This window comes from Mesorhizobium sp. LMG 17147 (assembly GCF_024297145.1).
In the GTDB taxonomy this organism is placed as follows: Bacteria; Pseudomonadota; Alphaproteobacteria; order Rhizobiales; family Rhizobiaceae; genus Mesorhizobium.
The window spans coordinates 326,639-352,500 of record NZ_JANCTC010000002.1 but is presented as its reverse complement, the minus strand read 5'-3'; the positions used below and the strand labels follow the sequence as shown (position 1 = coordinate 352,500).

General features: G+C 63.8%; 22 protein-coding genes. 5 read left to right on the top strand and 17 right to left on the bottom strand.

What is annotated here, in order from left to right:
* The first annotated feature begins 302 nt into the window (after positions 1-302).
* The gene (locus NMG46_RS05605) at positions 303-2,261 is read left to right on the top strand and encodes a M23 family metallopeptidase (protein ID WP_254816719.1); all 1,959 of its coding nucleotides are present in this window, start codon (positions 303-305) and stop codon (positions 2,259-2,261) included.
* 17 nt (positions 2,262-2,278) lie between these two features.
* Here NMG46_RS05605 and NMG46_RS05600 read toward each other — a convergent pair whose 3' ends face one another.
* A complete protein-coding gene (locus NMG46_RS05600) occupies positions 2,279-3,844 on the bottom strand; it encodes an MFS transporter (RefSeq protein ID WP_254816718.1) in 1,566 nt (521 codons plus the stop codon).
* A 167-nt stretch (positions 3,845-4,011) separates the two neighbouring features.
* Between NMG46_RS05600 and NMG46_RS05595 the strand changes: the two genes are divergently transcribed.
* Entirely contained in the window at positions 4,012-4,644 is a 633-nt protein-coding gene (locus NMG46_RS05595; protein ID WP_254816717.1) for a TMEM175 family protein, read from the top strand.
* A gap of 319 nt (positions 4,645-4,963) precedes the next feature.
* Here the strand turns inward: NMG46_RS05595 and NMG46_RS05590 are convergent, their stop codons facing one another.
* The 9 genes from NMG46_RS05590 to NMG46_RS05550 form a co-directional block, all read right to left on the bottom strand.
* Positions 4,964-6,430 (bottom strand): L,D-transpeptidase family protein, encoded by a 1,467-nt coding sequence (locus NMG46_RS05590; protein ID WP_254816716.1) that lies wholly within the window; start codon positions 6,428-6,430, stop codon positions 4,964-4,966.
* Between the two features lie 235 nt (positions 6,431-6,665).
* Positions 6,666-7,031 (bottom strand): MmcQ/YjbR family DNA-binding protein, encoded by a 366-nt coding sequence (locus NMG46_RS05585; RefSeq protein ID WP_254816715.1) that lies wholly within the window; start codon positions 7,029-7,031, stop codon positions 6,666-6,668.
* A 148-nt stretch (positions 7,032-7,179) separates the two neighbouring features.
* Positions 7,180-9,786 carry an ATP-dependent chaperone ClpB gene (clpB, locus tag NMG46_RS05580; protein ID WP_254816714.1) on the bottom strand — a complete coding sequence of 869 codons (2,607 nt, stop codon included), beginning with the start codon at positions 9,784-9,786 and terminating at the stop codon, positions 7,180-7,182.
* A 237-nt stretch (positions 9,787-10,023) separates the two neighbouring features.
* A complete protein-coding gene (locus NMG46_RS05575) occupies positions 10,024-11,016 on the bottom strand; it encodes a DUF4167 domain-containing protein (protein WP_254816713.1) in 993 nt (330 codons plus the stop codon).
* 331 nt (positions 11,017-11,347) lie between these two features.
* Complete coding sequence (gene prmC / locus NMG46_RS05570; RefSeq protein WP_254816712.1) at positions 11,348-12,226, bottom strand: peptide chain release factor N(5)-glutamine methyltransferase; 879 nt, start codon at positions 12,224-12,226, stop codon at positions 11,348-11,350.
* A complete protein-coding gene (gene prfA, locus NMG46_RS05565) occupies positions 12,219-13,298 on the bottom strand; it encodes a peptide chain release factor 1 (RefSeq protein WP_254816711.1) in 1,080 nt (359 codons plus the stop codon). Before prfA ends, prmC begins: the two co-directional genes overlap by 8 nt.
* Before the next feature lie 139 nt (positions 13,299-13,437).
* Positions 13,438-15,708, bottom strand: coding sequence for a phosphoenolpyruvate--protein phosphotransferase (gene ptsP / locus NMG46_RS05560; RefSeq protein WP_254816710.1), 2,271 nt, complete (start codon positions 15,706-15,708; stop codon positions 13,438-13,440).
* Between the two features lie 181 nt (positions 15,709-15,889).
* Positions 15,890-17,143 (bottom strand): aspartate kinase, encoded by a 1,254-nt coding sequence (locus NMG46_RS05555; RefSeq protein WP_254816709.1) that lies wholly within the window; start codon positions 17,141-17,143, stop codon positions 15,890-15,892.
* Positions 17,144-17,342: 199 nt separating this feature from the next.
* Complete coding sequence (locus NMG46_RS05550) at positions 17,343-17,912, bottom strand: putative glycolipid-binding domain-containing protein (RefSeq protein WP_254816708.1); 570 nt, start codon at positions 17,910-17,912, stop codon at positions 17,343-17,345.
* Between the two features lie 214 nt (positions 17,913-18,126).
* Between NMG46_RS05550 and ubiG the strand changes: the two genes are divergently transcribed.
* A complete protein-coding gene (gene ubiG / locus NMG46_RS05545; protein ID WP_254816707.1) occupies positions 18,127-18,876 on the top strand; it encodes a bifunctional 2-polyprenyl-6-hydroxyphenol methylase/3-demethylubiquinol 3-O-methyltransferase UbiG in 750 nt (249 codons plus the stop codon).
* An 18-nt stretch (positions 18,877-18,894) separates the two neighbouring features.
* Here the strand turns inward: ubiG and NMG46_RS05540 are convergent, their stop codons facing one another.
* Entirely contained in the window at positions 18,895-19,785 is an 891-nt protein-coding gene (locus NMG46_RS05540) for a DMT family transporter (protein ID WP_254816706.1), read from the bottom strand.
* A 101-nt stretch (positions 19,786-19,886) separates the two neighbouring features.
* On the opposite strand from NMG46_RS05540, the gene NMG46_RS05535 reads away from it, so the two are divergent.
* Positions 19,887-20,372, top strand: coding sequence for a MarR family winged helix-turn-helix transcriptional regulator (locus NMG46_RS05535; protein ID WP_254816705.1), 486 nt, complete (start codon positions 19,887-19,889; stop codon positions 20,370-20,372).
* Positions 20,373-20,412: 40 nt separating this feature from the next.
* On the opposite strand, the gene NMG46_RS05530 is transcribed toward NMG46_RS05535, so the two are convergent.
* Together NMG46_RS05530 and NMG46_RS05525 are read right to left on the bottom strand one after the other, a co-directional pair.
* A complete protein-coding gene (locus NMG46_RS05530) occupies positions 20,413-21,066 on the bottom strand; it encodes a PQQ-binding-like beta-propeller repeat protein (RefSeq protein WP_254816704.1) in 654 nt (217 codons plus the stop codon).
* Positions 21,067-21,075: 9 nt separating this feature from the next.
* Positions 21,076-22,296, bottom strand: a complete 1,221-nt coding sequence (locus NMG46_RS05525; protein WP_254816703.1) for a helix-turn-helix domain-containing protein — start codon at positions 22,294-22,296, stop codon at positions 21,076-21,078.
* A 180-nt stretch (positions 22,297-22,476) separates the two neighbouring features.
* Between NMG46_RS05525 and NMG46_RS05520 the strand changes: the two genes are divergently transcribed.
* Positions 22,477-23,277, top strand: a complete 801-nt coding sequence (locus NMG46_RS05520) for an SDR family NAD(P)-dependent oxidoreductase (RefSeq protein WP_254816702.1) — start codon at positions 22,477-22,479, stop codon at positions 23,275-23,277.
* Between the two features lie 144 nt (positions 23,278-23,421).
* Here NMG46_RS05520 and NMG46_RS05515 read toward each other — a convergent pair whose 3' ends face one another.
* Genes NMG46_RS05515 through NMG46_RS05500 form a run of 4 tightly spaced genes read right to left on the bottom strand, consistent with a single transcriptional unit; the run spans position 23,422 to position 25,846 of the window.
* The gene (locus tag NMG46_RS05515; protein ID WP_254816701.1) at positions 23,422-23,847 is read right to left on the bottom strand and encodes a DUF1178 family protein; all 426 of its coding nucleotides are present in this window, start codon (positions 23,845-23,847) and stop codon (positions 23,422-23,424) included.
* Positions 23,844-24,728: a carbon-nitrogen hydrolase family protein gene (locus NMG46_RS05510; protein WP_254816700.1), complete on the bottom strand. Its 885-nt coding sequence runs from the start codon at positions 24,726-24,728 to the stop codon at positions 23,844-23,846. Before NMG46_RS05510 ends, NMG46_RS05515 begins: the two co-directional genes overlap by 4 nt.
* 10 nt (positions 24,729-24,738) lie before the next feature.
* Positions 24,739-25,008, bottom strand: coding sequence for a glutaredoxin 3 (gene grxC / locus NMG46_RS05505; RefSeq protein WP_254816699.1), 270 nt, complete (start codon positions 25,006-25,008; stop codon positions 24,739-24,741).
* Between the two features lie 37 nt (positions 25,009-25,045).
* Positions 25,046-25,846, bottom strand: a complete 801-nt coding sequence (locus tag NMG46_RS05500) for a ComF family protein (protein ID WP_254816698.1) — start codon at positions 25,844-25,846, stop codon at positions 25,046-25,048.
* Between the last annotated feature and the right edge of the window lie 16 nt (positions 25,847-25,862).

The window sequence follows — 25,862 nt, the reverse complement described above, 5'->3', positions numbered from 1 at the left end:
TGGGGACAACAAAGCCGGCTTTCGCAGTGGAGCCCTATTGCCGCCGTATTGCGGTTTGAAACCAAGGCCAATGAAGCAGGCGAAAGCGCCACCCGCGTAGGGCCTTCTATAAGAGACCAAACGGCGCCTCCCAGGCGCTTCCTATAAGAGACTAAAGACAAACCCATAGAGACAGACGTGTGATTGGGGATTTCGGCCGGAGCCAGGCGCTTCGTTGACTTCATCCGCCGTGACAGGCAAATGTCATGGCCACAACAAGAACGACAAGCCGTTCCGCCCCGGGGAAGAAGCAGCCTTTCTGGATGCCAGACACGGAAAATGTCATAGCCGATCTCGGCAACGAGCCGCCGCTGATCGCGGACGGCCGCAGCGGCCCCCCCGACCGGCGCGAGGTTTCGGCGCGCTGGCTGTCGGGAACCTTCCTTACCGGCGTGACCTCGAGCGTACTGATGGGCGTGGCGCTGTTTGCAGCGCTTGACGGCCGCCAGCAGTTGGCGACCCCGCCAGAGATCGCCGAGCTGATCAGCCTTGCCAGTGGCGACGATTCCGGTGAGCTCGCCAAGACGACCAGGCTGGTGGCGCTGCGCCAGATCGCCAAGGCCAAGGATCGCCGGCGCATGGAAGTGTCGATGGTGACCAAGGTTGGCGACCGCGATGTCATCCACACCATGCCTTTCGTGCAGATAAAGATGGCGCTTGCCGCCGGTCACACGACCAGCCGGGCCTATCCGCCTTTCGACCCGATGCAGGTGTTTGGCAATGGCGACGACAATGCCGCCCAGCCGGCAGCCGCCACCGCCAGCCAGATCTATGGCGCCAAGGTCGAAAGCGAGATGAGCCTGAAGACCGTCGATTTCCCGATCGAGACGGCGGCCTTCGACGAAAAGAGCGACCTTTCTGCCGACGAGGTGGAAAAGGTGGTGCGCGAGGCCGGCACCGATCTGAGCGACGGCGCTGTCCAGGTCGCGTCGCTGCACTATGTCGACCCGCAGCGATTCGGTGACGGCTTCGCCGAGAGCATGGCCGGCTCCTATGACGTCAAGATCGTCCCGGAAAACGTCTCGGTGTCGCCGCGTGCCGCCATCGACGACCAGGCGCCGGCTTTCGCCGAGGAAATCATCCCCTTCACCAAGGATCTCGACATTGCCGAGGCCTTCGCTGATTCGGGCTATACCGGCGAGGATGCCACCGGGATGTCCGAGGCGATCGCCAAATTGCTGAATGCCACGGCCCTCAAGGCAGGAACCGTGCTGCGCGTTGGGCTCGAGGTCCATGGCGACGCCGCCAAGATCGTTCGCACCAGCGTGTACGACAGGACCCAGCACATCGTCACCATCGCACTCGACGACCACGACCAATACGTGCCGGCGCAGGAGCCGGAGCCAAATCCCGAATTGTTGACGGCGTTCGACGATTCGCCTGCGCCCATAGTGCGCGGCAATCTGCCGAACGTCTATGACGGCATCTACCGCACCGCCTATTCCTACGGCATGTCCAAGGCGATGACGCAACGGCTGATCAAGTTGCTGGCATCCAGTGTCGACTTCCAGTCGCGCCTCAATCCCACGGACCGTATCGAGGTGCTGTTCTCGCAGCCCGATGGTGACGACCAGGCGTCCGACGAATCCGAGCTGCTTTACGTCTCCGCGACTTTCGGCGGCGCGACGCGAAATTTCTACCGTTTCCAGATGCAGGACGGCAGCACCGACTATTTCGACGAAAACGGCAGCAGCGCCGAGCAGTTCCTGCTGCGCAATCCCTTGCCCAATGGCCGATTTACATCCGGGTTCGGTGCGAGGCGCCACCCCATTTTGGGGTATGTGAAAATGCATACCGGCACCGACTGGGCAGCTCCCGTAGGATCGCCGATCATTGCCGCGGGCAATGGCGTCGTCGAAAAGGCCGGCTGGGCCGGTGGCTATGGCAAGCAGATCATCTTGCGTCACGCCAATGGCTACGAGACGTCCTACAATCACCAGAGCGCGTTTGCCAAAGGCATCGAGCCGGGTGTTCGCGTTCGCCAGGGCCAGGTTATCGGCTATCTCGGCTCAACCGGCCTCTCCACCGGTCCGCACCTTCATTACGAACTGATCGTCAACGGCACCAAGGTCGATTCGATGCGCGTCCGCCTGCCGGTTGGCAAGACGCTGAAGGGCGACGACCTCGTCGCCTTCAAGCGCGAGCGCGAACGCATCGACGACCTGCTCAAGCAGGAAGATAGCAATCAGTTGAAGGTCGCGAGCGCCAAGATCGAAGGCTGAGCCGACGTTTTTCGTGGTCAGCCCTGCTGATTCGCCGTGTCGCGCAACCATGGCAGCCGCTCGCCCGAAACCGTCGTCCAGGCGGTGATTGCCGAAAGCAGGCAAAGCAGCGCGGTCACCGCGGCAACGGCTGCGAATGCCGCGTCGCTGGCGGCAAGTCGTGCCGCATCGAGGCCGGGCGCCAGGCCGGCTGGCGGCGGTTCGCCGAAACCCGGGAGGCCGGTGCCGGCACCGGTGCTGAGCACGCCAGCATAAACCCAGGCCGCCAGCGATCCCATCGCCGCCACGGCGATCAGGCCGCCGATCCGCGAGACGGCGTTGTTGATGCCCGAGGCCGCACCCGTATCCTTGTCCTCGACCGCCGTCATGATGGCGGTCGACAGCGGCGATACCACCAGCGCCATGCCGAACCCCATCAGAGCCATCAGCGGGAATATCCCCAGCCAGAAACTGTGGATGCCCCAATAGGCCAGCAAGGCAAGTCCGGCAAAGGCAAGAGCCACGACCAGACTGCCGCTGGCGATCGGAAAGCGAGGCCCGATGCGGTCGGACCACTGGCCAACCGGTCCGGATAACAGTGCCATCAACGCCGACAGCGGCAGGAATATAAAGCCGACCTCGGCCGCGCTCAGCCCCCATCCGGCGATCATGAGCATCGGCAGATAGAACAAATTGGCCGACAGGGCGAAATAAAGGAAGAAGGTCGCCACGTTGGCGCCCGCGAACGCGCCGATCCGAAACAGCGACAGATCGATCATCGGCTCGCGCCGCCGGCGCTCGAAGACGACGAACACGACGAGCAAAACCGCACCGGCGGCGATACTCGGGCCGGACATCAGCCCCTCCCCGTCGCCGCTCATCGAGGTCAGGCCGTAAGCGAGAGCTCCGAACGCCAATATGGCGAGTGCAGCGCCGCCGAAATCGAGGCTGCGCTTTTCCGCCGGCGCGTCGGCAGGGACCTTGGCCAGCAGAAGATAGATCGAGATAAGACCGAGCGGCAGATTGATGGCGAAGATCGCCCGCCAGATGCCGTTGCCGAACACCGACAGCACGAAGCCGCCCAGCACCGGGCCGAGCGCCGTCGTCAGTGCCGATGCCGCGGCCCAGATGCCGATCGCCCGGCCGCGTTCCTTTTTTGGATAGGCTTTGGCGATAATGGCCAGGCTGCCCGGCACCATGATGGCCGCTCCGATACCCTGGACAGCCCGAAATGCAATAAGCATCGCCGGGTTAGGCGCCAGCGCGCAGGCAAGCGAGGCGGCAATGAACAGGACGATGCCGGCGACGAAAGAGTGGCGCAGGCCGAAGCGATCGCCGGCGGCGCCGCCGACGAGAATGAGGGCTGAAAGCGTCAACGCATAGGCGTTGGAGATCCATTGCGCCTCGGCCAGGCTGGCGCCGAGATCGACGCGGATCGCCGGCGTCGCAATGGCCAGGACCGATCCATCGATAAAACCGAGTGCGGAAGCCAGAATCGCGGCGATCAGCACGAACCGCCGCTGCGCCTGCGGGCAGAACGTGTCGGCCGGAAGTGGCCCGGTCAGGGGAACGGCGCCTGTACCGACTCTGGTTGGCGTGTGCATGCCGCCTTACCTAGACCGCTGGCATGCCGCCGACAACCGGCCAGCAGGCTGTTCTCGTTGAAACCAGGCCGAACCTGGCCATACAGACAGGAGTACGCCAGTCCGGGTGCAAACGGTGGATGCCGTGCTAGATTTTCCGCAACGCTGCGACAAGGGGGAACTACCGCATGAAACGACCGCTCGAACCCTCGGCGGAAGGACGCGGGCGCGTCGTCGGCATCACCGACGGCGTGTTCGCCATTGCGCTCACCCTGATCGTTCTCGAGATCAGGGTGCCGGCGCATGAAACGGTGCATTCCGAAAGCGAGTTGATCGCCGCGATCACAGCACTGGCGCCGCGCTTCCTGACCTATGCGCTCAGCTTCCTGACGCTGACCATCTTCTGGTTCGGCCAGCAGGCGCAACACGGGTTGATCGCAAAATCCGACCGGCGGCTTGCCACGTTGAACCTCTGCTTCCTCGGCTTCATCGCCTTGCTGCCGTTCTCGACCGATCTTTTGGCCGACTTCCTTGAATTCAGGACCGCGGTGCTCGTCTACTGGCTCAATCTTCTGATGCTGGGACTGACGCTGCTCGCCAGTTGGCGCTATGCGGGCAAAAACGGATTCCTGGCCGACGGTGTCGATGCGGAGACCACCCGAACGGTCTATCTGCGCATCGTCAAGGCACAGATCCTGTGGGCGATCGGCGCGGCACTATGCCTAGCCAGCCCGTTGCTCAGCGTCGGCTTCATCCTGGTGGTGCAGCTGACCTATGCCGCAGCGCTGCGCGCGCCACTGCTGCGCAAGGTCATCGGATGACATCGTTCATCGCAGTGGGCTGTCGCAAACCGTGGAAGTTGGCCGAGGCCCCTCAGCTTCGTCATCCCTGGGCGAAGCAGGAGCGAAGCTCCGTCGCGAAGACCCTGGATCCATGCCGTCATCTCGGCCGAAGGGTGCGGCAGAGCAGAATTCCGCGCCGTCGCGGTGCTCCATCGTAACGGCATGGATCCAGGGGTCTGCGCCGCGTCGCTTCGCTCCTGCTCCGCCCCAGGATGACGACACGATAGGGTTTCGGCAAATCTCCAAGGCTGGCGATCTGCGAAAGCATCCGACCTGCCAAACTTTTGAACCAGGGAAATTACTCGACGAACTCCACGATAACGCCGGGCGTCACGATCTTGGCGAGCTCGCGCGCATCCCAATTGGTCAGCCGCACGCAGCCGTGGCTTTCGGTCTTGCCGATCTTGGACGGATCGGGCGTGCCGTGAATGCCGTAGGTCGGCTTGTCCAGTGCGATCCAGACCGAGCCGACCGGGCCGTTCGGCCCCGGCGGGATGGTCAGGATCCTGTCGTTTTCGCCCTGCTTGAAATTTATGTTCGGGTTGTAGGTGTAGTTCGGGTCCAATGCGACACGCGACACCGTATGCGTGCCGGACGGCGACGGCGTGTCCGACGAGCCGATAGTCGCCGGATAGGCTGCGACCAGCTTGCCCGCCGAGTCGTAGGCACGGACCTGCTTGTTGGCCTTGTCAGCGATGATGCGCGCCACCGGCGTCGCCACCAGCCTGCCGAAATTGGCAACCTTGATGATGGTGCCCGGACGATTGAAATTGGCGTCCGGATTGAGCTGCTTCAGATAGGTTTCATCCATATGGAAGCGCTCGGCCAGCGCTTCGGGCACCGACGTGTAGCCCATGCGGTCGAGCTGGGCCTTTTGGCTGTAGTCCTCCGGTATCGAGGCAACATAAGGGCCGGCCGCATCCTCGGGCGTGATCGTATAGGAGGCGAAGGCATCGCCGCCGGATTGCGCCAGGGCCGCCTGGATACCGATCGCGTCGGTCGATTTCAGATTGCTGCCGGTGATCTCGTTATAGGCGGCGAGCGCCTTGTCGACATTCGAGCCGAAGCGTCCGTCGATGACACCGGGCGACGCACCGGCGCGGTCGAGCAGCACCTGCAGCGCCGCCACGTCCTGGCGGGCGCCGAGCGAAAGCGACGGGTCGACCGCCGTCTTGCCGCCAGTGCTTGGCGGCAAGGCCGCCTGCTCATTCGGCACTGTCGGCTCGACCGGCTCGATCGAGGCCTCGTTGAGCGGCTGGCGCTCGATGGTGCGTGGCCTCACCGGCTGCGCTGCCTCCGGATAATCGTTGCCGTAGCCGTCATCCCGTGGCGCTTCGGGGAAGGCTTCCACCGAATTGTCGCCGTAGGGGTCGTACTCGTCGGCCGGCGGCACGATGATCCTGCCTTCGTCTTCCAACTGCCTGCGGCGGAACCGGGCCGTGTCCTCAGGGTCGTCGAGATAATAGGGATCGTCCTCCTCGACCGGCCCGAGGTTGCGCAAGCGCTCGCGACGCAAAACACGGCGGTCGAGCCTGGTCTGCGGCGGCTGGATGGCGATGACCTTGCCGGTTTCCGCATCGACTATGACGCGGTTTCCCCTGGCGTCGTAATAGATGTCGAGATTGCCGTCCTGGGCGACAAGAATGCCGCCGTCATTGGCAGCACGAACCACCCGCGGCGCGGTATCGGCCATCGGCGAGCCCATTGCATTCGACGCCAGCAGCCCGGCAGCAAACGCTGAAAGGGTGAGGATGGTGCGCAACATGATGGCCAAAATTCTCCGGTCCGTAATTTGCCGCCGCCGGCATTGTCTCTCAAGAGCGCCGCGCGTCCTTTTGGGTGCAAGGACGCTCTAACGCTTTACATCTCCGCATCGTGCTTTGCGAAAATCAAACTCGATTTCGGGCCGATGTGGTCGCCAACCCCTTCGCCAGCAAATCACTTGCACACGATAAGGTTCCAATATGAACCGGGCATGAAGATGGCGGATTTCTGACCGATTAACCGGCAGCGAATCCCAATTCCTTGCGCGCCTGCTTCGTCAGCTTCAGCACGACGAGACGGTGGCTTTCGCGCAAATAATCCTTCAGCGCCTCATCATCCATGCATTCGCTTGTCCGGCGCTGGATCCATTTCATGCCGCGCGAGGCGAGATACGGCGCCGGCCGAAGGCCCGGCTGTTCCCTCAGCACGTCATAAGCGATCTCGGAGCATTTGAAGGTGACGAACGGCTCTTTGCCTTCACTCCAGCCGCCGATCGCAAACACCTTGCCGCCGACTTTCCAGACATGCGCGCCACCCCACTGCACGACATGGGTCGCCGAAGGCAGCGAGGCGCAGAAACTGTTGTAGTCGTCCAAAGTCATCTGCGCCCCGCCAGTGGTATTAGACCATGGGCCGAAGGTCGGCGTAGCAAAAAGCGGATGCCGGTTTTTCGGAAAAGATCATGGTCGAAATTGAAGATAGGAGTTCCATCCCGATTCGATCGGGATGGAACAGGCTCTTGGTTTGAACTCAGGCGGCCGCCTCGGTTGCCACGACCGCGGGCTTCGAGCGGAAGTTCAAGCGGTCGGATCCGGCGGTGACCTTGACGGTCGAGCCGTCGAGGATCTCCCCGAGCAGGATCTTTTCCGCCAGCGGATCCTGCAATTCCTTCTGCATCACCCGCTTCAGCGGCCGCGCGCCATAGGCCGGGTCGTAGCCCTTGGCCGCCAGCCAGTCGATCGCCTCCTGATCGAGCGAAAGCGATATCTTGCGGTCGACAAGCAGGTTTTCCAGCCGCTTGAGCTGGATTTGGACGATCTGGCCCATATCCTGGCGGCGCAGCCGGTGGAACAGGATCACCTCGTCGATGCGGTTGAGGAATTCCGGCCGGAACGAAGCCCTGACGACATTCATCACCTCGTCGCGCACGACGTCAACATCCTGGTCCTCGCCGAGATTGACCAGATATTCGGCGCCGAGATTGGACGTCATGATGATCAGCGTATTGCGGAAGTCGACCGTGCGGCCCTGCCCGTCCGTCAGCCGGCCGTCGTCGAGCACCTGCAGCAGCACGTTGAAGACGTCCGGATGCGCCTTCTCGATCTCGTCGAACAGCACGACCTGATAGGGCCGGCGCCGCACCGCTTCGGTCAGCGCGCCGCCTTCCTCATAGCCGACATAGCCGGGAGGCGCGCCGATCAGCCGGGCGACCGAGTGCTTTTCCATGAACTCCGACATGTCGATACGCACCATCGCGCTCTCGTCATCGAACAGGAAGCTGGCCAGCGCCTTGGTCAGTTCGGTCTTGCCGACGCCGGTCGGCCCGAGGAACATGAACGAGCCGAGCGGCCGGTTCGGGTCCTGCAGGCCGGCGCGCGCACGGCGTACCGCCTTCGACACTGCCTGCACGGCCTCGCCCTGGCCGACTACGCGCTTGCCGATCTCGTCTTCCATGCGCAACAGCTTGTCGCGCTCGCCTTCGAGCATCTTGTCGACCGGGATTCCCGTCCAGCGCGAGACGATATGGGCGACGTGATCGGGGCCGACCACTTCTTCGACCATGCCGGCCTTGCCGTCCCTGGCTTCGGCCTGCTTCAACTGCTTTTCGAGTTCCGGGATCTTGCCGTAGGCAAGTTCGCCGGCGCGCTGGAATTCACCCTGGCGCTGGGCGATGGCAAGTTCATTGCGCGCCTCGTCGAGCTGTTTCTTGAGGTCGGCGGCAAGCCCGAGCTTCTGCTTCTCGGCCTGCCATTTCGAGGTCAGCTCGGTCGATTCCTCCTCGAGGTTCGAGAGTTCCTTCTCGAGCCGGGCGAGCCGGTCCTTCGAAGCGTCGTCCTTCTCGACCTTGAGCGCCTCGCGCTCGATCTTGAGCTGCATGATGCGGCGATCTATCTCGTCCAGCGCCTCGGGCTTCGAATCGACCTGCATGCGGAGCCGCGACGCGGCCTCGTCGACCAGGTCGATCGCCTTGTCCGGCAGGAAGCGGTCAGCGATGTAGCGGTTGGACAGGGTTGCGGCCGCGACCAGCGCCGAATCCGAGATGCGCACCTTGTGGTGCTGCTCGTATTTCTCTTTCAGGCCGCGCAGGATCGAAACGGTGTCTTCGACCGTTGGCTCATTGACGAAGACCGGCTGGAAGCGGCGGGCAAGGGCCGCATCCTTCTCGACATGCTTGCGGTATTCGTCGAGCGTAGTGGCGCCGACGCAGTGCAGTTCGCCGCGGGCCAGCGCCGGCTTCAGCAGGTTCGACGCATCCATGGCGCCATCCGCCTTGCCGGCGCCGACCAGCGTGTGCATCTCGTCGATGAACAGGATGATGCCGCCGGCGGCGGACGTGACCTCGGAAAGCACCGCCTTCAGCCGCTCCTCGAACTCGCCGCGGTATTTGGCGCCGGCGATCAGCGAGCCCATGTCGAGCGCCATCAGCTGCTTGTCCTTGAGCGATTCCGGCACATCGCCATTGACGATGCGCAGCGCCAGCCCTTCAGCGATCGCCGTCTTGCCGACGCCGGGTTCGCCGATCAGCACCGGGTTGTTCTTGGTGCGGCGCGACAGCACCTGGATCGTGCGGCGGATCTCGTCGTCACGGCCGATGACCGGATCGAGCTTGCCCGCGCGAGCGTCCGCCGTCAGGTCGCGCGCGTATTTCTTCAGCGCGTCGTAGCCCTGCTCGGCGCTCGCCGAATCGGCGGTACGACCTTTGCGTACGTCGTTGATGACTTGGTTCAGCTTCTGCGGCGTGACACCGGCCTTGGCCAGGATGTCGGCCGTCTTGGCCGATTTTTCCATGGCGAGCGCCTGCAATAGCCGTTCGACCGTGACGAAGCTGTCACCGGCCTTCTTGGCCAGTTCCTCGGCGGTCGAAAACACCTTTGCCAGCGGCTGCGCCAGATAGAGCTGGCCATTGCCGCCCTCGACCTTGGGCATTGCCTCCAGTGCCGTTTCGACGCCGAGCTTGACGTCCCGGACATTGCCGCCGGCGCGCTCGATCAGCGACGCAGCCAGGCCCTCGTCGTCATCAACGAGGACCTTGAGGATATGCTCGGGGGTGAATTGCTGGTGATTGCGGGAAAGCGCCATGGTTTGCGCGGACTGGATAAAGCCACGCACGCGCTCGGAATATTTTTCAAGATTCATGCCTGTCTCCTTCCGTCACCGGCCCGCTTCACGGCACCGGATCAGATTGCGGTGACGGACCCGCCCGTTCGAGCCGGATCCAGTTCACGCAAGATATGGGACGCAAACCACGGGCCCTCAAGACGCCTCGACACTGGCGAATGGATAATATTCCGAGCGCGCAAAACAAAAACGGCGGAGATTTCTCTCCGCCGTCCATACATGTCCCGCAAAAGTGCGCAGCGAACGTTTTTTCGATCAATTCTCGACGTCCGCGATCACAGCTTGACCGCCGGGGCTTTCAGCCGGCGCTGCATCGACATTGCCAGCGTCGGTATTGCCAGTCCCGACATTGCCAGTCTCGGCATTGCCAGTCCCGGCATTGCTTGTCCCGGCATTGCTTGTCTCGGCACTCTCAGGGCCGGCGTTGTCGTTGCCGCCATTTGCCTGTTCGACATCGAGGCGCGGGCGACGCGGACGCCTGGGGCGGCGGGCCGGGCTGCTTTCGGCAGCGGCTTCGTTGAGCTCGGCGTGGGCGGCGAGACCCGCCGGCGAAAGGTTGTCGAATTGCCGTGCGGGCTCACCCACAAAGATCGGCTCGGCTGCCCGCACGGGCTCCGCCTGCGCAGGAACCTCGTCGCGCCGTGGCTGTTCGACGCGCTGGCCACCCTGCTGCTCGCCGCGCGAGCTATACTCGCCACGCTGGCCGTTCTGGCCGTAACCGCCATTGGGGCGACGGTCGCGGTGGCGTCCGCCATTATTGTCGCGGCCGTCACGGTTATCGCGACCGCCGCGATTGTCACGGCTGTTTTCCTGGTTCAGCGCCAGCTCGGCCGGCGTGCCATCGATGACCGGCTGCGGGCCGGCCCCCTGATTGACCGTCGAGCCCGATGTCTCGTTGGCATTGTTGTTGCCGGCATTGTCGAACTCGTCGCGATCCTCGTCGCCATCATCGTCGAAATCATCGCGAATCTGCTGGGCGTTCTGGATCGGCATCTGCGCCTGAGCGGCTGCGATGATGCGGTTATAGTGTTCTGCATGCTGGAGATAGTTTTCCGCCATCACCCGGTCGCCGGAGCTGTGCGCGTCACGGGCTAGGGTTGCGTACTTCTCGGCAATCTGCTGAGCCGATCCGCGGATCTTCACGTCCGGGCCGTTGCTCTCATAGTTGCGCGTCAGGGGATTCGGCCCCTTACGGTTGTTGTTGTTATTGTTATTGCCGCCGCCGCCATTGTTGTTGCGACCGCGCATGCGCCTGTTTTGCTGTTGTGGCCTCATTAGACTCTCTTCACTTTGAAATTTTCGAAAAACTCTTCACGAACGGAGGCGCTCATGCGGCCAGCCGTTTCGTTCTTTCACCGGCGTTCGCCCGCATCAATTGCGTTGGCGCCACGTGCCATCCTGTTCCGGTTACTTCACTTGCCGGACGATTCCCGCACGAAGCTTGGGCGTCGTTTGCGCAAGAAGGCAGCTATTTCCAAGGAAAACCGAATCGCTAAGAGCACTGCCTGCTTCGTCTCATCCGGTTAAGGCGACCCTAGCCGCATTCCCCGGTATTGCCAAGCGCTTTTTTCGCACTGCATCACGGCTTCCACCGTTCGAACACAAGAACTCTGTTGTTTCCGCCGAGATCACGAAACACCCCGACAGAACTGTACCCGGCCGCGGAAAATATCTCCGTAACCTGTTGGTGCTGCGTATGGCCGATCTCGACCGCAATCCTGCCTTGGACTTCCAAATACGCTGCCGCTCCTGCGGCGATCTTCCTGTAGGGGCTCAGACCGTCCACACCACCATCCAGGGCCTGGCGTGGATCGAAACCGCGGACCTCGTCCTGCAGATTTCCAATGTCGTCTGAGGGTATATAGGGAGGGTTTGCGGCAATTACATGGTACCGGCCAGAAACTTTTTCAAACCAGTCGGATTTGAGCGCCGTGAACCGGCCGGCGAGCCCCAATTGCCTGGCATTGCGCGTGGCGGTGGCCAGCGCCTCTTGCGAAATGTCGACGCCGGTGGCGGTCGCGGCCGGAACCGCGCTGAGCAACGCCAGCGCGATGGCACCGGTGCCGGTCCCGAGATCGAGGATGCGGCAACCGCCTTCGCGTGCCGCCATTGCCTTGACGAAAGGCAGCACCGCCTCGACCAGCGTTTCGGTATCCGGTCGCGGCTCCAGCGTTTGCGGCGAAAGCGAAAGGCGCAAGCCGTAGAATTCGCGGTAACCGAGGATGCGGTGCACCGGTTCGCCGGCGACGCGCCGCCGCAAGGCGGCATCGATTGCCGCCGTCACGTCCGCATCGACCGCGCACCCAGGATCGGCGATGGCCTGCGTGCGGTTCGTGCCGGAAAAATGCTCGACGATCAGCCTGGAATCGAGCGCCGGATCCGCAATCCCGGCTGCGGCGAGCCGGTTTCGCGCTTCCCGCAGCAGCGGCGCCAGAGTGGCGGGCAGGCTGTCAGCCATCGATGCCTATATCGGCGAGCAGCTTCGACTGGTGATCGGCTATCAGCGCGTCGATGATCTCGTCGAGTTCGCCCATCATCACCCGGTCGAGCTTGTAGAGCGTCAGGTTGATGCGATGATCGGTGACGCGACCCTGCGGAAAATTATAGGTGCGGATGCGTTCCGAGCGGTCGCCCGAGCCAACCTGCGACTTGCGCGATTCTGAACGTTCCTCGTCCGCTTTGCTGCGTTCGAGGTCGTAAAGCCTGGCGCGCAGGATCTGCATGGCCTTCGCCCGGTTCTGGTGCTGCGATTTTTCCGCCTGCACCACCATGATGCCGGTCGGCAGATGGGTGATGCGCACGGCCGAATCGGTGGTGTTCACGTGCTGGCCGCCGGAACCCGAGGCGCGCATCGTGTCGATGCGGATGTCTTCGGCCCGGATGTCGATGTCGACCTCTTCGGCTTCCGGCAGCACCGCGACCGTCGCCGCCGAAGTGTGGATGCGCCCGCCCGCCTCGGTCGTCGGCACGCGCTGCACCCGGTGCACGCCGGATTCGAACTTCAGATGGGCAAAGACGCCCTTGCCCGAAACGGTGGCGATGATTTCCTTGTAGCCGCCGACCTCGCCTTCGCTGGCCGACACCGTCTCGAAACGCCAGCCATGCGCCGCTGCATAGCGCTCGTACATGCGAAACAGGTCGCCGGCAAAAAGCGCCGCCTCGTCACCGCCGGTGCCGGCGCGGATTTCGAGGATGGCGTTCTTGTCGTCTGCGGCATCCTTGGGCAACAGCAGGATCTGGATGTCCTTTTGCAGCACCTCGATTTGATGCTTGACCTCCGGCAGGTCGGCCTCGGCCAAGGCGCGCATCTCGGCGTCAGTGCCCTTGTCGGCGAGCATCGCCTCCAGATCGGCCTGTTCGCGCTCGGCGGCGCGCAGTGCCCTGATCTTTGCCACCATCTCCTGGATGTCGGCATATTCGGAGGCCATCCTGACATAGGCGTCCGGCGCCGGCCCGGCCGACATCTGCGCTTCGAGCATGTCGAAACGCTTGACGACTTGATCCATACGGTCGCGGGGCAGGTTGATCATGGTCCTGGAACTTCGATGGGATTCACGTCAGGGCGAGTCGAAAATGACGGATTTCGAGAACCGGAGCGGAATGTACATTTAAGTACATGAGCACCGGAAGCGCAGAAAATCGACATTTGCAGGCCGCCCTCACGTGAATCTACAGCGGTATGGAGCGGTCGTCGGCAAACGCCTGCAGCAGCGCCCGCATCGGCAGGCCATGCGCCGGCGCCATCAGATTGTCGTCGAAGAACGCTTCCAGCTCGCTGAGCGGCAGTTCCGTCAGCATCGCCTTGACCGGGCCGATCGATGCCGGCGACATTGAGATCGAGCGGTAGCCAAGGCCGATCAGCGCCATCGCCGAAATCGGCTTGCCGGCAAGTTCGCCGCACAGGGTCACCGGCGTATTGTTGCGAACCCCGGCGTCGGCAATCTGCTTCAGGACGCGCAGGAACGGCGTCGAGAGCGGGTCGAAGCGGTCGGACAATTGGGTGTTGCCGCGATCCACCGCCATGACGAACTGGAACAGGTCGTTCGAGCCGACCGAGACGAAATCGACCGCCTTCATCAGTTCGTCGAGCTGGAACAGCAGCGACGGCACCTCCAGCATCGCCCCGAGTTTGAGGCTGGTCGGCAAATGATGGGCAAAGCGCGACAGATGCCGCACCTCGCGATCGATGATCTCGCGCGCCTGCGCGATCTCGCCGAGTTCCGTCACCATCGGCAGCATTAGCTTCAGTTCGCGTCCGCCGCACGCCTTGAGCAGCGCGCGGATCTGGGTACGCAGCAATCCGGGCCGGTCGAGGGTCAGGCGGATGGCGCGCCAGCCGAGTGCCGGGTTCTCTTCCTGAATCGAGCCCTTGAAATAGGGCAGCACCTTGTCGCCGCCGATATCGATGGTGCGGAACGTCACCGGCTTGCCGCGCGCCGCTTCGAGCACGTCACGATAAAGCCGCTCCTGGGCTTCGGCGCGCGGAAAAGTCGAGGCGACCATGAATTGCAGCTCGGTGCGGAACAGACCGATGCCGGCCGCGCCTGCTTCGGCCAGTTGCGGCAAATCCACCGCCAGCCCGGCATTCATCAGAAGATCGACCTGGACGCCGTCCTTGGTCACCGACGGCTTCTTGCGCAGCTCGCGGTAGACCTCCTGCCGCCGCGCCCTGAAGCGCACTTTCTCGGCATAGGCCGCCTCGAGGTCGGGCTGCGGGCGCAGATGGATCGTGCCTTCCTCGCCGTCGACGATGATGGCATCGCCGTTTTCCGCCATGGAAACGGCGCCCTTCATCTGGCCGGCGACGGGTATGCCCATGGCTCGCGCCACAATGACGACATGGCTGGTCGCGGCGCCGTCTTCCAGCACCAGCCCGCGCAGCTTGTCCCTTGGATAATCGAGCAGCTCGGCAGCCCCCATCGAGCGGGCGACGATGATGGCGTCCTTGGGCAGCGAGGCCGCGACGTCCTCCGGTCCGCGCCCCATCAGCTGCCGCAGCAGCCGATTGGCGAGATCGTCGAAATCGCTCATCCGCTCGCGCAGATACGGATCGGTCATGTGCAGCATGCGGGCACGCATGTCGCTCTGCACCTTTTCGACCGCCGCTTCGGCCGTCAGGCCGTTGCGGATCGCCTCCTCGAGCCGGCGCACCCAGCCGCGGTCGTTGGCGAACATGCGATAGGCTTCGAGCACCTGGCGATGCTCGCCCTCGAAGGCGACGTCGCGGCGCTCCAGCATGTCGTCGATAGACAGCCTGAGCGAGCCGAGCGACGCGTCGAGCCGCCTGACCTCTTCCTCGCTATCCTCGTTGAACAGGTTGGTGACGACGATACGCGGCTCGTGCAGCACCACATGGCCGAGCCCGACGCCTTCATTGAAGGACAGGCCGGTAAAGCTTACCGGGCGGCGCAGATCGAGCTCTAGGCCGGGCCTTGTCAGCCGCTCCAGATCGCCGGTGGCGATCATCTCGGCGATCACCATCGCCGTCGTTTCCAGCGCCTCGACCTCGTCGTCGCGATAATGGCGCATGGTCTTGTTCTGCACGACCAGAACGCCGAGCGTCCGCCCTGCCCGCAGCACCGGCACGCCGAGGAAGGAATTGTATATCTCTTCCCCTGTCTCCGGCAGGTAGGCGAAGGCAGGATGCTCCTGCGCGTTGGAGAGGTTGAGCGGCCGCGCCGAGGCCGCGATCGTGCCGACCAGGCCTTGGCCCAGCCTCAGCTGCGCCAGGTGGACGGCGTTCGGGTTCAAGCCTTCGGTGGCGTAGAGTTCGAGCACCGAATCGGCGCGCAGAACATAAAGCGAGCAGACCTCGGCAACCATGTTGGAGGCGATGTCGCGCACGATTCGGTCAAGCCGCTCCTGCGGCTCCAGCGGCTCTTGCATGAGCTCGCGGAGCCGTTTCAGCAAAACGCGCGGGCCACTGGCCGAATCACGCATCGCGGCTTCTTCTCCAATAGCGTTTCAACCGGTGCAGGTTGCCCTGCACAGCGGCACAAACGCAACAACTCAATTAGAGCGCCATCGTCCAATTGGACGCATAAAGACCGCTCCAAGCCTTTCGATCCGCCGCATCCCGCCTTCCGAAAATCGACTCCGATCTTCGGGCCGATGCAGTCTGCTACTGCTTATCCAGACCGTACACGGAATGCAAAGTGCGAACTGCTAGTTCCGTATAGGGACCGTCGATCAGGATCGAAATCTTGATTTCGGACGTTGTGATGGCGCGGATGTTGATCGCGCGGTCGGCCAGCGCCTTGAAGGCCGTGGCAGCGACGCCGGCATGGCTGCGCATGCCGATGCCGATGACCGAGACCTTCGACATGCCGGCTTCCGACTGCACCACATCGTAGCCGATCGTCGCCTTCAGCCGCTCAAGCACGGCAAGCGCCTTGTCGACGTCGCCGGATGGCACGGTGAAGGTCATGTCAGTGAACTTGCCGTCCTCGGAAATGTTCTGGACGATCATATCGACATTGATGTTGGCCTCGGCCAGCGGCCCGAAAATGCCGGCGGCGACGCCCGGCCGGTCGCCGACGCGGCGCAGCGAAATCTGCGCTTCGTCCTTGGCATAGGCAATTCCGGTGACGACCTGCTGTTCCACGATCTCTTCCTCGTCGCAAATAAGCGTTCCCGGCGGATTGAGCAAATCCCCCATTCCGGGTGCATCGGGATCGTCGAAGGACGACCGCACAAAGGTACGCACCCTGTGCACCATGGCAAGCTCGACCGAGCGCACCTGCAGGACCTTGGCCCCGAGCGACGCCATTTCGAGCATTTCCTCGAAGGAAATCTTGGCCAGCCGCCGGGCCTTCGGCTCGATGCGCGGATCGGTCGTGTAGACCCCATCGACATCGGTGTAGATATCGCAGCGGTCGGCCTTGACCGCCGCCGCGATGGCGACTGCGCTGGTATCGGAACCGCCGCGGCCGAGCGTTGCGATCCGGTTGTCCGGCCCGATGCCCTGGAAACCGGCGACCACCGCCACCTGGCCTTCGCCGAAGCGCTTGATCAGGAACGCACCATCGATATCGAGAATGCGCGCCGCGCCATGCGCGTTATCGGTCTTGATCGGAATCTGCCAGCCTTGCCAGGAACGGGCATGCACGCCGATGTTCTGCAGCGCGATCGCCAGCAAGCCGGCCGTAACCTGTTCGCCGGAAGCGACTACGGCGTCATATTCGCGCGCATCGTGCATTGGCGAGGCCTCGCGCGTCCATTGCACGAGCTCGTTGGTCTTGCCGGCCATCGCCGAGACCACCACAGCGACTTCATGCCCGGCATCGACCTCGCGTTTGACATGGCGCGCCACATTGCGGATGCGGGCGATGTCGGCGACGGACGTTCCGCCGAATTTCATCACGATGCGCGCCATGGAAGCGAAATGCCTTTGACTGGATGCCGGACCGAAGGCCGAAAAGTGGAAAAATGCGCCACGCTGTAGCGAGGCACTCAATGCGCGGCCTCCTTAGCCAAATGACAGTCGTTTCGCAAGGCGTGCCGCCGCTGCCGGCCGGGCGACACACCAGCGCAGCATCGTGCCTGCCCTGCGTCTTGCCAATATGATGCGCGCTTCAGCCCAGCTGTGCCGTGGCTCTCCACAGGCGCGGATAGTCGAGGACGAAGCCTACCGGCGAGACCTCCAGCATCTCGTTGTAGCCGAACATCGGGGCGGCATAGGCGTAATGTGCCGCATCGACGCGCTGGTAGGTCTGTTCCAGGCGCACGAGCCTGGGTTCGGGAAATGTCAGATAGGCTGCCGGCGCGGGCGTCGCCATACCGACATCGAGGGCAAAACGGCGAAGCGCCAAAAGGTTTGTGGCGGGCGTGAAGCCGAGATCGACATCGATGAGACCGTCGACTTCCGCTTGATGCTCGCCGTTCAGCGTCCATTGGCGCTCGTTCAGCCGGTCGATCCCATAATGCAGCTGTTGCGTGCCGACAAAGCCGTCGGCGCGCGCCGAGCGTGTACGCCAATCGGCGTCGCAGTCCACTTCGTACGCGATGCTGCACGGCTTGCCGTCCTGGACGAAAAGCGCGTGTCCCCTTAGGTTCCACCCGGAACTCGCTTCCGACAGAAGGCAAGCGTCGTGGCCTTCCTGGTCAAGCCGGCGCCAAAGAATGGAAGCAACCGCTCGCATCATTGCGCACTCCTACAAACCCGATGTCTCTGCTTCGTCCGCCAGAGCTTAGGCGTTTCCTTCCGGCACACCATCAACTGACACGTGCTGACACAAATGCAGCGGGCAAAAGGCGGCGCCGGCAGGCATCGCGCGCATCGCGCAGCCGGCGGTGAATTTCGCGCCTTGACATTCGCAGCCTCGCGCCCGACTTCCTAGCGTCCGAGGAGACCACGCCATGCCTGAGCCCCGACGATCGACGATCGATGCCGGAGAGGTGGAACGCTTTTCCGCCCTTGCCGCCGAATGGTGGAACCCGAACGGCAAGTTCCGCCCGTTGCACAAGTTCAACCCGATCCGGCTTGCCTATATCCGCGACCAGGTGGCGGCCCGCTTCGGCCGCGATCCGCGTGCGGCACGGCCGTTCGAAGGCCTGCGCTTCCTCGACATCGGCTGCGGCGGCGGGCTTTTGTGCGAGCCGATGGCGCGGCTTGGCGCCGAAGTGGTCGGCGCCGATGCCTCCGCCACCAACATCGAAGTGGCCAAGCTGCATGCGGCGGAGGTCGGCGTGAGCGTTGATTACCGCGCCACCACCGCGGAAGACCTGGCCGACGCCGGCGAAAAATTCGACGTCATCCTCAACATGGAAGTGGTCGAGCATGTCGCCGATGTCGATCTGTTCCTGGCCAAATGCGGCGAGATGGTCAAGCCCGGCGGCATCATGTTCGTGGCCACCATCAACCGCACGCTGAAGGCCCTGGGCCTGGCCATCATCGGCGCCGAATATGTGCTGCGCTGGCTGCCCCGCGGCACCCACCAGTTCGGCAAGCTGGTGCGCCCCGAGGAACTGGAAAAGGCGCTTGCCGGCGCCGGCCTGACCGTCATCGACCGCACCGGCGTCACCTACAACCCGCTCGCCGACCGCTGGCAGCGCTCGAAGGACATGGACGTCAACTACATGGTGCTGGCGGAGAAGGCATCAGTCTGAACTTACGCCTCCTGGCCCCTAGGTCTTCTGGCTTTGCGCCTTGGTGGTGATGAACACGCCGGCGGTGATGATGACGGCACCGGCCCAGGTCAGCAGTTGATAGCGCTCGCCGAGGAAGAGGGTCCCGGCAAACAGCCCGACCGCCGCCGCGACGTAGCCGATCTGGCTGAGATAGACCGGGCCGCCGACCGCTTGCAGGCGGAAGAAGAAGGCGAACATCGCCGAGGCTGATGCCACCTGTGCCGCAGCGACCAGCGGCACGCCGCCGAGCGAGCCGAATGCATTGCCTTCCAGCAGCACCAGAATGCCGGCAAGCAGCATCAAGGCTGCTGCCAGATGGCTGCCGACGGCGAGCTCGATCGGGCCGGTGCCTTCGGGCCAGTCGACGGTACGGTAAATGTTGCCGGCGGCGAGGCTGACGGGGATGAGCAGGCCCATCGCAACCCAGAAAAATTCGGCCGGCTGGCCCGCTTCGCCGCGCGTCACCGCCACCATGACTGCGCCCACGAAACCGACGGCGATGCCGACGACGCCCAGCGTGGTCGGGCGCCTGACGCCGAGCAGCATCGAGAACACCAGCGTGACGACCGGCGACAGCGTGAACATGATGCCGCTATAGCCGGCGCCCAGATGCGGAATCGCTGAAAACATCAGCAGATTGGGGATTGCGTAGGAGACGGCCGCGGTCACGAAGAAATAGCGCAGCCTGTGCAGCGTAAGCCGCATGCGCTGCCCGTTGAGCAGCAATGCGCACAAAAGCACGCCGCCGGCGCCAAGCGAGATGACGAAGGCCCAGACCATGGCGGGCACGTCGGCCGTCGTCGCGATCTTGCCGAACGGCAGCGTCAGGCCGAGCAGTCCGCCGGTGACGACCAGAAGGCCAAGCGCCGAGTCCCAGAGAAATTTCATCGCACCATCCCGTCGCCCGTTCGCGGCCCTTGGCCTACACCACAAGCTGAGGTAAGATAATATAAAGATTCTTCACGTCAAGATACATAACGGTGAGAGACATGGATCGCGCGGCAAAAGCGATCGAGCAATGGAAAAAGGAACGGCCGGATCTCGATGTCTCGCCGATGGCCGTGCTTGGACGGTTGAACGAGGCCGCCTCGTTGATCGCACGAGAGCGGCTGGCGCCGCTGTTTGCAAGTTACGGGCTGCAATCCGGAGAATTCGACGTGCTGGCGACGCTGCGTCGTTCCGGGCCGCCCTATGCGCTGACGCCGACGGCTCTGTACGAGGCGACGATGGTGACGTCGGGCGCGATGACCAACCGCCTCGATCGGCTCGAGAAATCCGGCCTGATCAAGCGCGGGCCGCACCCCGACGATCGCCGCGGGATTGTTGTGCAGCTGACCGGGAAGGGCCTCGCTCTGATCGATGAGGCGGTGACCGCTCACGTCGCCAACGAGCACCAGATACTTTCTGGGTTAGCACGCCCGGAGCAGACCATGCTGGCACGCCTGCTCGAAAAACTGATCGCGAGCTTGAGCTAACCGAACCGGCCAAGGGCCGGGCCGAGGGGATGGAAAAAACTCAAATCTTGGTCGTAGAGCCTCGTTTGGGCCGGCGAACAGCTCTGATCTTGCCGCTGTTTCCGCCACCGCAGAAAAACTGGTCGCCGCCATCGGATTCGAGCCCCGACACGCCTGTTCCCGGCGGCATATCGAGCTTCTCCAGAACCTTTCCCGTTTCAGGATCGATCCGCCGGACATCGCTCTCCTCGCCCTCCCAAGTCCCATGCCACAGCTCGCCGTCGACCCAGCTGACGCCGGTGACGACGCGGTTGGAAACGATGGTGCGAAGGATTGCCCCTGTCTCGGGATCGACCTGATGAATCTTTCGGCCCCGATGCTGCCCGACCCAGAGCGTTCCTTCGGCCCAGGCGAGCCCGGAATCACCGCCATTGCCAGGCGCCGGGATCGACGCCAGCACCTGGCCGTTCTTCGGATCGATCTTCTGGATGCGATCCTCGGCGATTTGATAGAGGTGCTGGCCGTCGAAGGCCGTTCCGGCGTGTGCCGCGACCTCGATCGAGCGCACCACTTTGCCGCTTGCCGGATCGAAGGCGTTCAATCTGTCGCCTGAGGCAAACCAGACATGCTCACCGTCGAAGGTAACGCCGTCTACGTGGTCGACACCCGGAAAGGGTCCGTATTCACGGATGATTTCGGCAGAGGATCGTTCCATAATTCCATCCTAGTAGCCCGGCAGTGGACCGGGGAGTAACAAGATTGTCGGGAAACCCGGCAGCGGCGGGGTCATCCAGCGACGCGCCCGTCCGCGGCCGAACGACTGCACCTTGCCGGCCTGGGCGAGCTGCTCGAGCGCCCGCTGCACGGTACGCGAACTGGCTCCAAGCGCAATCGCCAGGGCCGAACTCGACCAAGACTCGCCGTCAGCGAGGAAGGCGAGCACGGCGGCATGCTCTTCTTCGACGGGCGGCGCCAGCACGACGACCTCACCTGCGCGGCGCGGCGCCAGCGCAAACCCCCGCTTCGTCGCGCTGACATCGGCCAAGCTACGAAGCTCCGCGCGAAGCCGCCCGACTTCGACCCGTAACCGTGCGCGATGTGATTCGTCCGCGTCCTTTCCGCGGAAAGCGAGCGCGATAAGCGTCGATCTTGCCACGTCCCCCGGCCAGGCTTCGGCCAGCGCACGGGCCAGCGCGAACAGCACCGGGCGGGTCGCCAGCGAGACGACCGTATCTGCTACCCGCACCACATTGCGGCATGCATCCACCACGAGCGCCCCCGACGCCAGAAGCGCTTCGACTTCATCGAGCAGGAGGGGCCGTTCCTCACCACGGGCGATAAGGCGTGCCGCCGGCGTGTCCAGCACCACCGATGCGCTCTCCACCTCCGCGATCAGCGCGGGGATGCCGGACGCGTGCGCCGCACGCGCCGCCAGGCCGAGTGCGGCGCGCGCAGGACCGGTCCGCAAGCGGCGGATGGCGATGCCGGCGACAGCCAGCTCGTGGGCGGCCCGCGATGCCGGCGGCAGCGGCGAGGGATCGAAGCCGCCCAGCCTGCGCTCGGCTTCGTCGAGATGGCCGATCAGCAGCAGGCGCCGGACTTCGAGATTGCGCGCATGTGCGGCGTTGACGCGGTCGCCATGCTTTTCAAGCGTCGCCCGCGCGGCGTCGAGTGCCTTGGCCGGCCAGGCGAGATCGCGCGAGACGAGCGCGATCTCGGCCTCGGCGACGACACACCTCGCGCGGGCCACGGCCTCCCTCGGGCTGAATGCGTGTGCCGCCCTTTTTAGAAGAACCTTCGCCCGAACCAGGTCGCCAAGCTGCGCCATTGCGATACCGCGCAACGCCAGTGCCGGCGCATCGTCGCGCAGCGCAACCCGCTTCAAGGCGCCGAGCGGGTCGCCCGCCGCAAGCGCATGCGCCGCGGCCGTGATCAGCGAGTCCATCGGAATCCCGTCACACTTGTCACTCCCATGGCTTCGATATCCGGCGCTAAGTCCATCTCACCAACCAGTCGTATCGACAACGGCGACTGTAGCCAACCTGAGTTGCGGCGCGCCAACCTTGAGTGGCGGCTAGATTGGGCACTGGGCTCGAACGCAACGATAAGCACTAGGAGAGACGCAGTGAAGATCGAAGGTACAGCCATCCTGGTGACTGGCGCCAATCGGGGCATCGGTCGGGCACTGGTCGAGGAAGCCCTGAGCAGAGGCGTAAAGCGCGTCTATGCCGCAACCCGCCAATCCATGGCCCACCCGGACCGGCGTGTGACGTCCCTGACCATGGATGTGACCAACGTTGCGCAGATCCGGGAGGCCGTCGAGAAGATCGATGCTCTCGATATCCTCATCAACAACGCCGGCGTATCGCCCTTCGATGACCTCAGCGACCGTCGTGTGCTCGAACAACAACTCGCCGTAAACCTCTTCGGATCGTATGACGTTACCCAGGCTCTGCTGCCGTTGCTGGCCCGGTCGCGGGGAGCCATCGCCAACATTCTGTCGCTGGCCTCGATTGCCGCCGTGCCGTTCAGTCCGGCTTATTCGATCTCGAAGGCGGCCTCATTCTCGCTGTCGCAGTCGTTACGCACCCTTTTGGCCGGACAGGGTGTCAGCGTCCACAGGGTCCTTCCCGGCCCCGTGGACACGGACATGACCCGGGGCCTGGACATAGCGAAGGCCTCTCCGGAGTCTGTCGCGCGGGCAATCCTGGACGGCGTGGAGAATGGCGAGGAGGAGATCTTCCCCGATCCCATGTCGGAATCCGTGGCGGAAGGCTGGCGCAGCAGCGCGGTCAAGGCGCTTGAACGCCAGTTTGCAGCCTATGCGGAAGCAAGCCCGTCAAGTGAAGCAAGCCCGTCAGGCAGTGGGCATGAAGGAAAGAGCGAAACGATTACCCGCGAGGCCCATCCGTGCTGCTCGGCCTGACACTGCGAACGCTTGCGGAAGGGAGCGGCAGCATCGCCGCCCTCGACGCAGCCGGTCGCCTGTCGCCGACGACGGCGCCGACCTTCACGATCATGGCTCTGCCTGGCGAAGAATGCCTCGCTATGTCCGGAGCAAGTTGACCGATCAGTTGCGGTCGTCGGGGAAACTTGGAATAGGCAAGAATTCGACGCCATCCTCGGCGAGGCTCTTGGCCTCCTCCAGCGTCGCCTCGCCATAAATGCCGCGCGGATCGCTCTCGCCAAAATGGATCTTGCGCGCTTCCTCGGCAAATTTGTCGCCAACATAATCGGCGTTCTCGCGCACCTTCTCGGCAAGCGCCTTGAGCTGCGCCAGCGCCTGCTTTTGTGCCTCGCCCATGGCCAGCGCGATCTTCTCCTGGCTGCGCCCGGTCGAGACGGCCGGCGCCATCAGCGCCTTCTCGACCTTGTGCGAGCCGCAGGCCGGGCAATCGATGAAACCGCGCCTCTTCTGCGTGTCGAAATCGTCGTTGCTGCGGAACCAGGCCTCGAATTCGTGCTCGTGTTCGCAGATCAGGGAAAAGCGGATCAAGAGGCGGCACCCCTGAGCGGCATTGTCTCCGCCGAACCAGCGTTTACGGCAAAATCGCGTGCGTTTTTGAGATTCGGTATCTTCTTGCGCGCGGCGACTGACTGCACCGGGTCGATCTCGGCGACGATCACCGCCGGCTCGTCATGCGGCGCCTCGGCGACGATGCGGCCCCACGGATCGACGATCAGCGAATGGCCATAGGTTGCGCGGCCGTCCTCGTGCACGCCGCCTTGCGCCGCGGCAATCACATAGGCGCCGTTCTCGATGGCGCGCGCCCTGAGCAGCACATGCCAATGCGCTTCGCCGGTCTGGCGGGTGAAGGCGGCGGGCACCGAAAGCAGATTGGCGCCGGCCAGCGCCTCGGCACGGAACAGCTGCGGAAAGCGCAGATCGTAGCAGACGGCAAAGCCGAGCTTCACGCCATTGATTTCGGCGACGACGGCCTCGGTGCCAGGCTCATAGGCGGCGGATTCGCGCCAGCTCTCGCCATTGTCGAGATCGACGTCGAACATGTGGATCTTGTCGTAGGTGGCAATCGTGGCGCCGTCCGGCCCGAACAGAAGGGCGCGGTTGGCAAGCTTGCCGTCGGCGCGCAGAATGGCGGTCGAGCCGATATGCAGGAAGATGCCGAGCTCCTTGGCCAGCCTCCGCGATGTCGAGACGACGATGTCCTTGTCTTCGGAGGTGAAGGAAGCGGCCCGCGCTTGGCTGTCGCGGATCAGCGCGCCGGTCATTTCCGGCGTCTGGACATAGGACGCGCCAAGACCTGCCGCCTCGCGGACCAGCCGTTCCAGATCGACCGCATTGCGCTCCGGGCTGGTTCCCGAACGCATCTGGATCGCCGCTGCCTTGAAAGCACCCCCCGACTTGATGGCACCCATCGTCATGTCCTTACCTGGTCGAGCCGTTGGCGAGCAATCCGTCCAGCCGTCCTTCCGCCTCCAATTCGTGGAGATCGTCAGAGCCGCCGACATGCGTATCGCCGATGAATATCTGAGGAAAGGTGGAACGGCCATGGGCCCGGGAAATCATTTCCTGGCGCAGTTCCGGCGAGAAGGAGGCGTCGTGCTCGGTATAGGCGACGCCCTTCCTGTCGAGCAGCCGCTTGGCCGCGGTGCAATAGCCGCACATCATCCGCGTGTAGATCGTCACATCGACCATCGGTCAGCAATCCTGCCTCGTTCTGCTGTCATATAGGCTATATAGGCGCCGATTCGTCGGCCCGAAAGTCCCCCGGCAGCACGCGCGCGAAGGTCAGTACGTCGACCGCGCCGGCACCGCCCTTCGTCAATGCCCTGGCGACCGCGCGGACGGTGGCGCCGGTGGTGTAGACATCATCGATCAACAGCACCCGGCGGCCGGCGATTTCGATCTCCGCCTCATCCGGCACTTTGAATGCGGCGCGCACATTTTCCTCGCGTTCCCGCCGCTCCAGCCCGACTTGCTGGCGCGTGAGTTTGACGCGCTTGATGGCTGATGGCGCGAACGGCCGCTCCCCGAGTTGCGCCACCGCCCGCGCCAGTTCCGCCGACTGGTTGAACTGCCGTCGGAAGAAACGCCGCCAGTGCAGCGGCACCGGCACGACCACGTCGGCCTCGGCGATGAGTTCGGCACCGGCGCGAAGCATCCAGCGCGCCATCCACGGCGCCAGATCGGTGCGGTCCTGGTATTTCAGCCCTTGCACCATCTGGCGGGCAACGCCGGAATAGGCAACCGCCGCCCGCGCGCGTTCGAACGGCGGCGGGTCGGCTATCGCCTCCGCCGACAGGAAACCCTCACCCATACTGTGGGTGAACGGCGTGCCCATCACCGGGCACCACGGCCGTTCCAGCAGCCTGAGTTTCGGCCAGCAGGCGCCGCACAACACGCCGGGCTGCGAGACATGGCGGCGGCAGCCGGCGCAGACCGGCGGGAACAAGAGGCGCGCTGGCCAGCCCAATGCCTTGCGGGCAATGCTCTTGATCGCAATACGCTTGATCTCTGGCATGGGATCGGCCACGTGGTTGGTCCTCCGC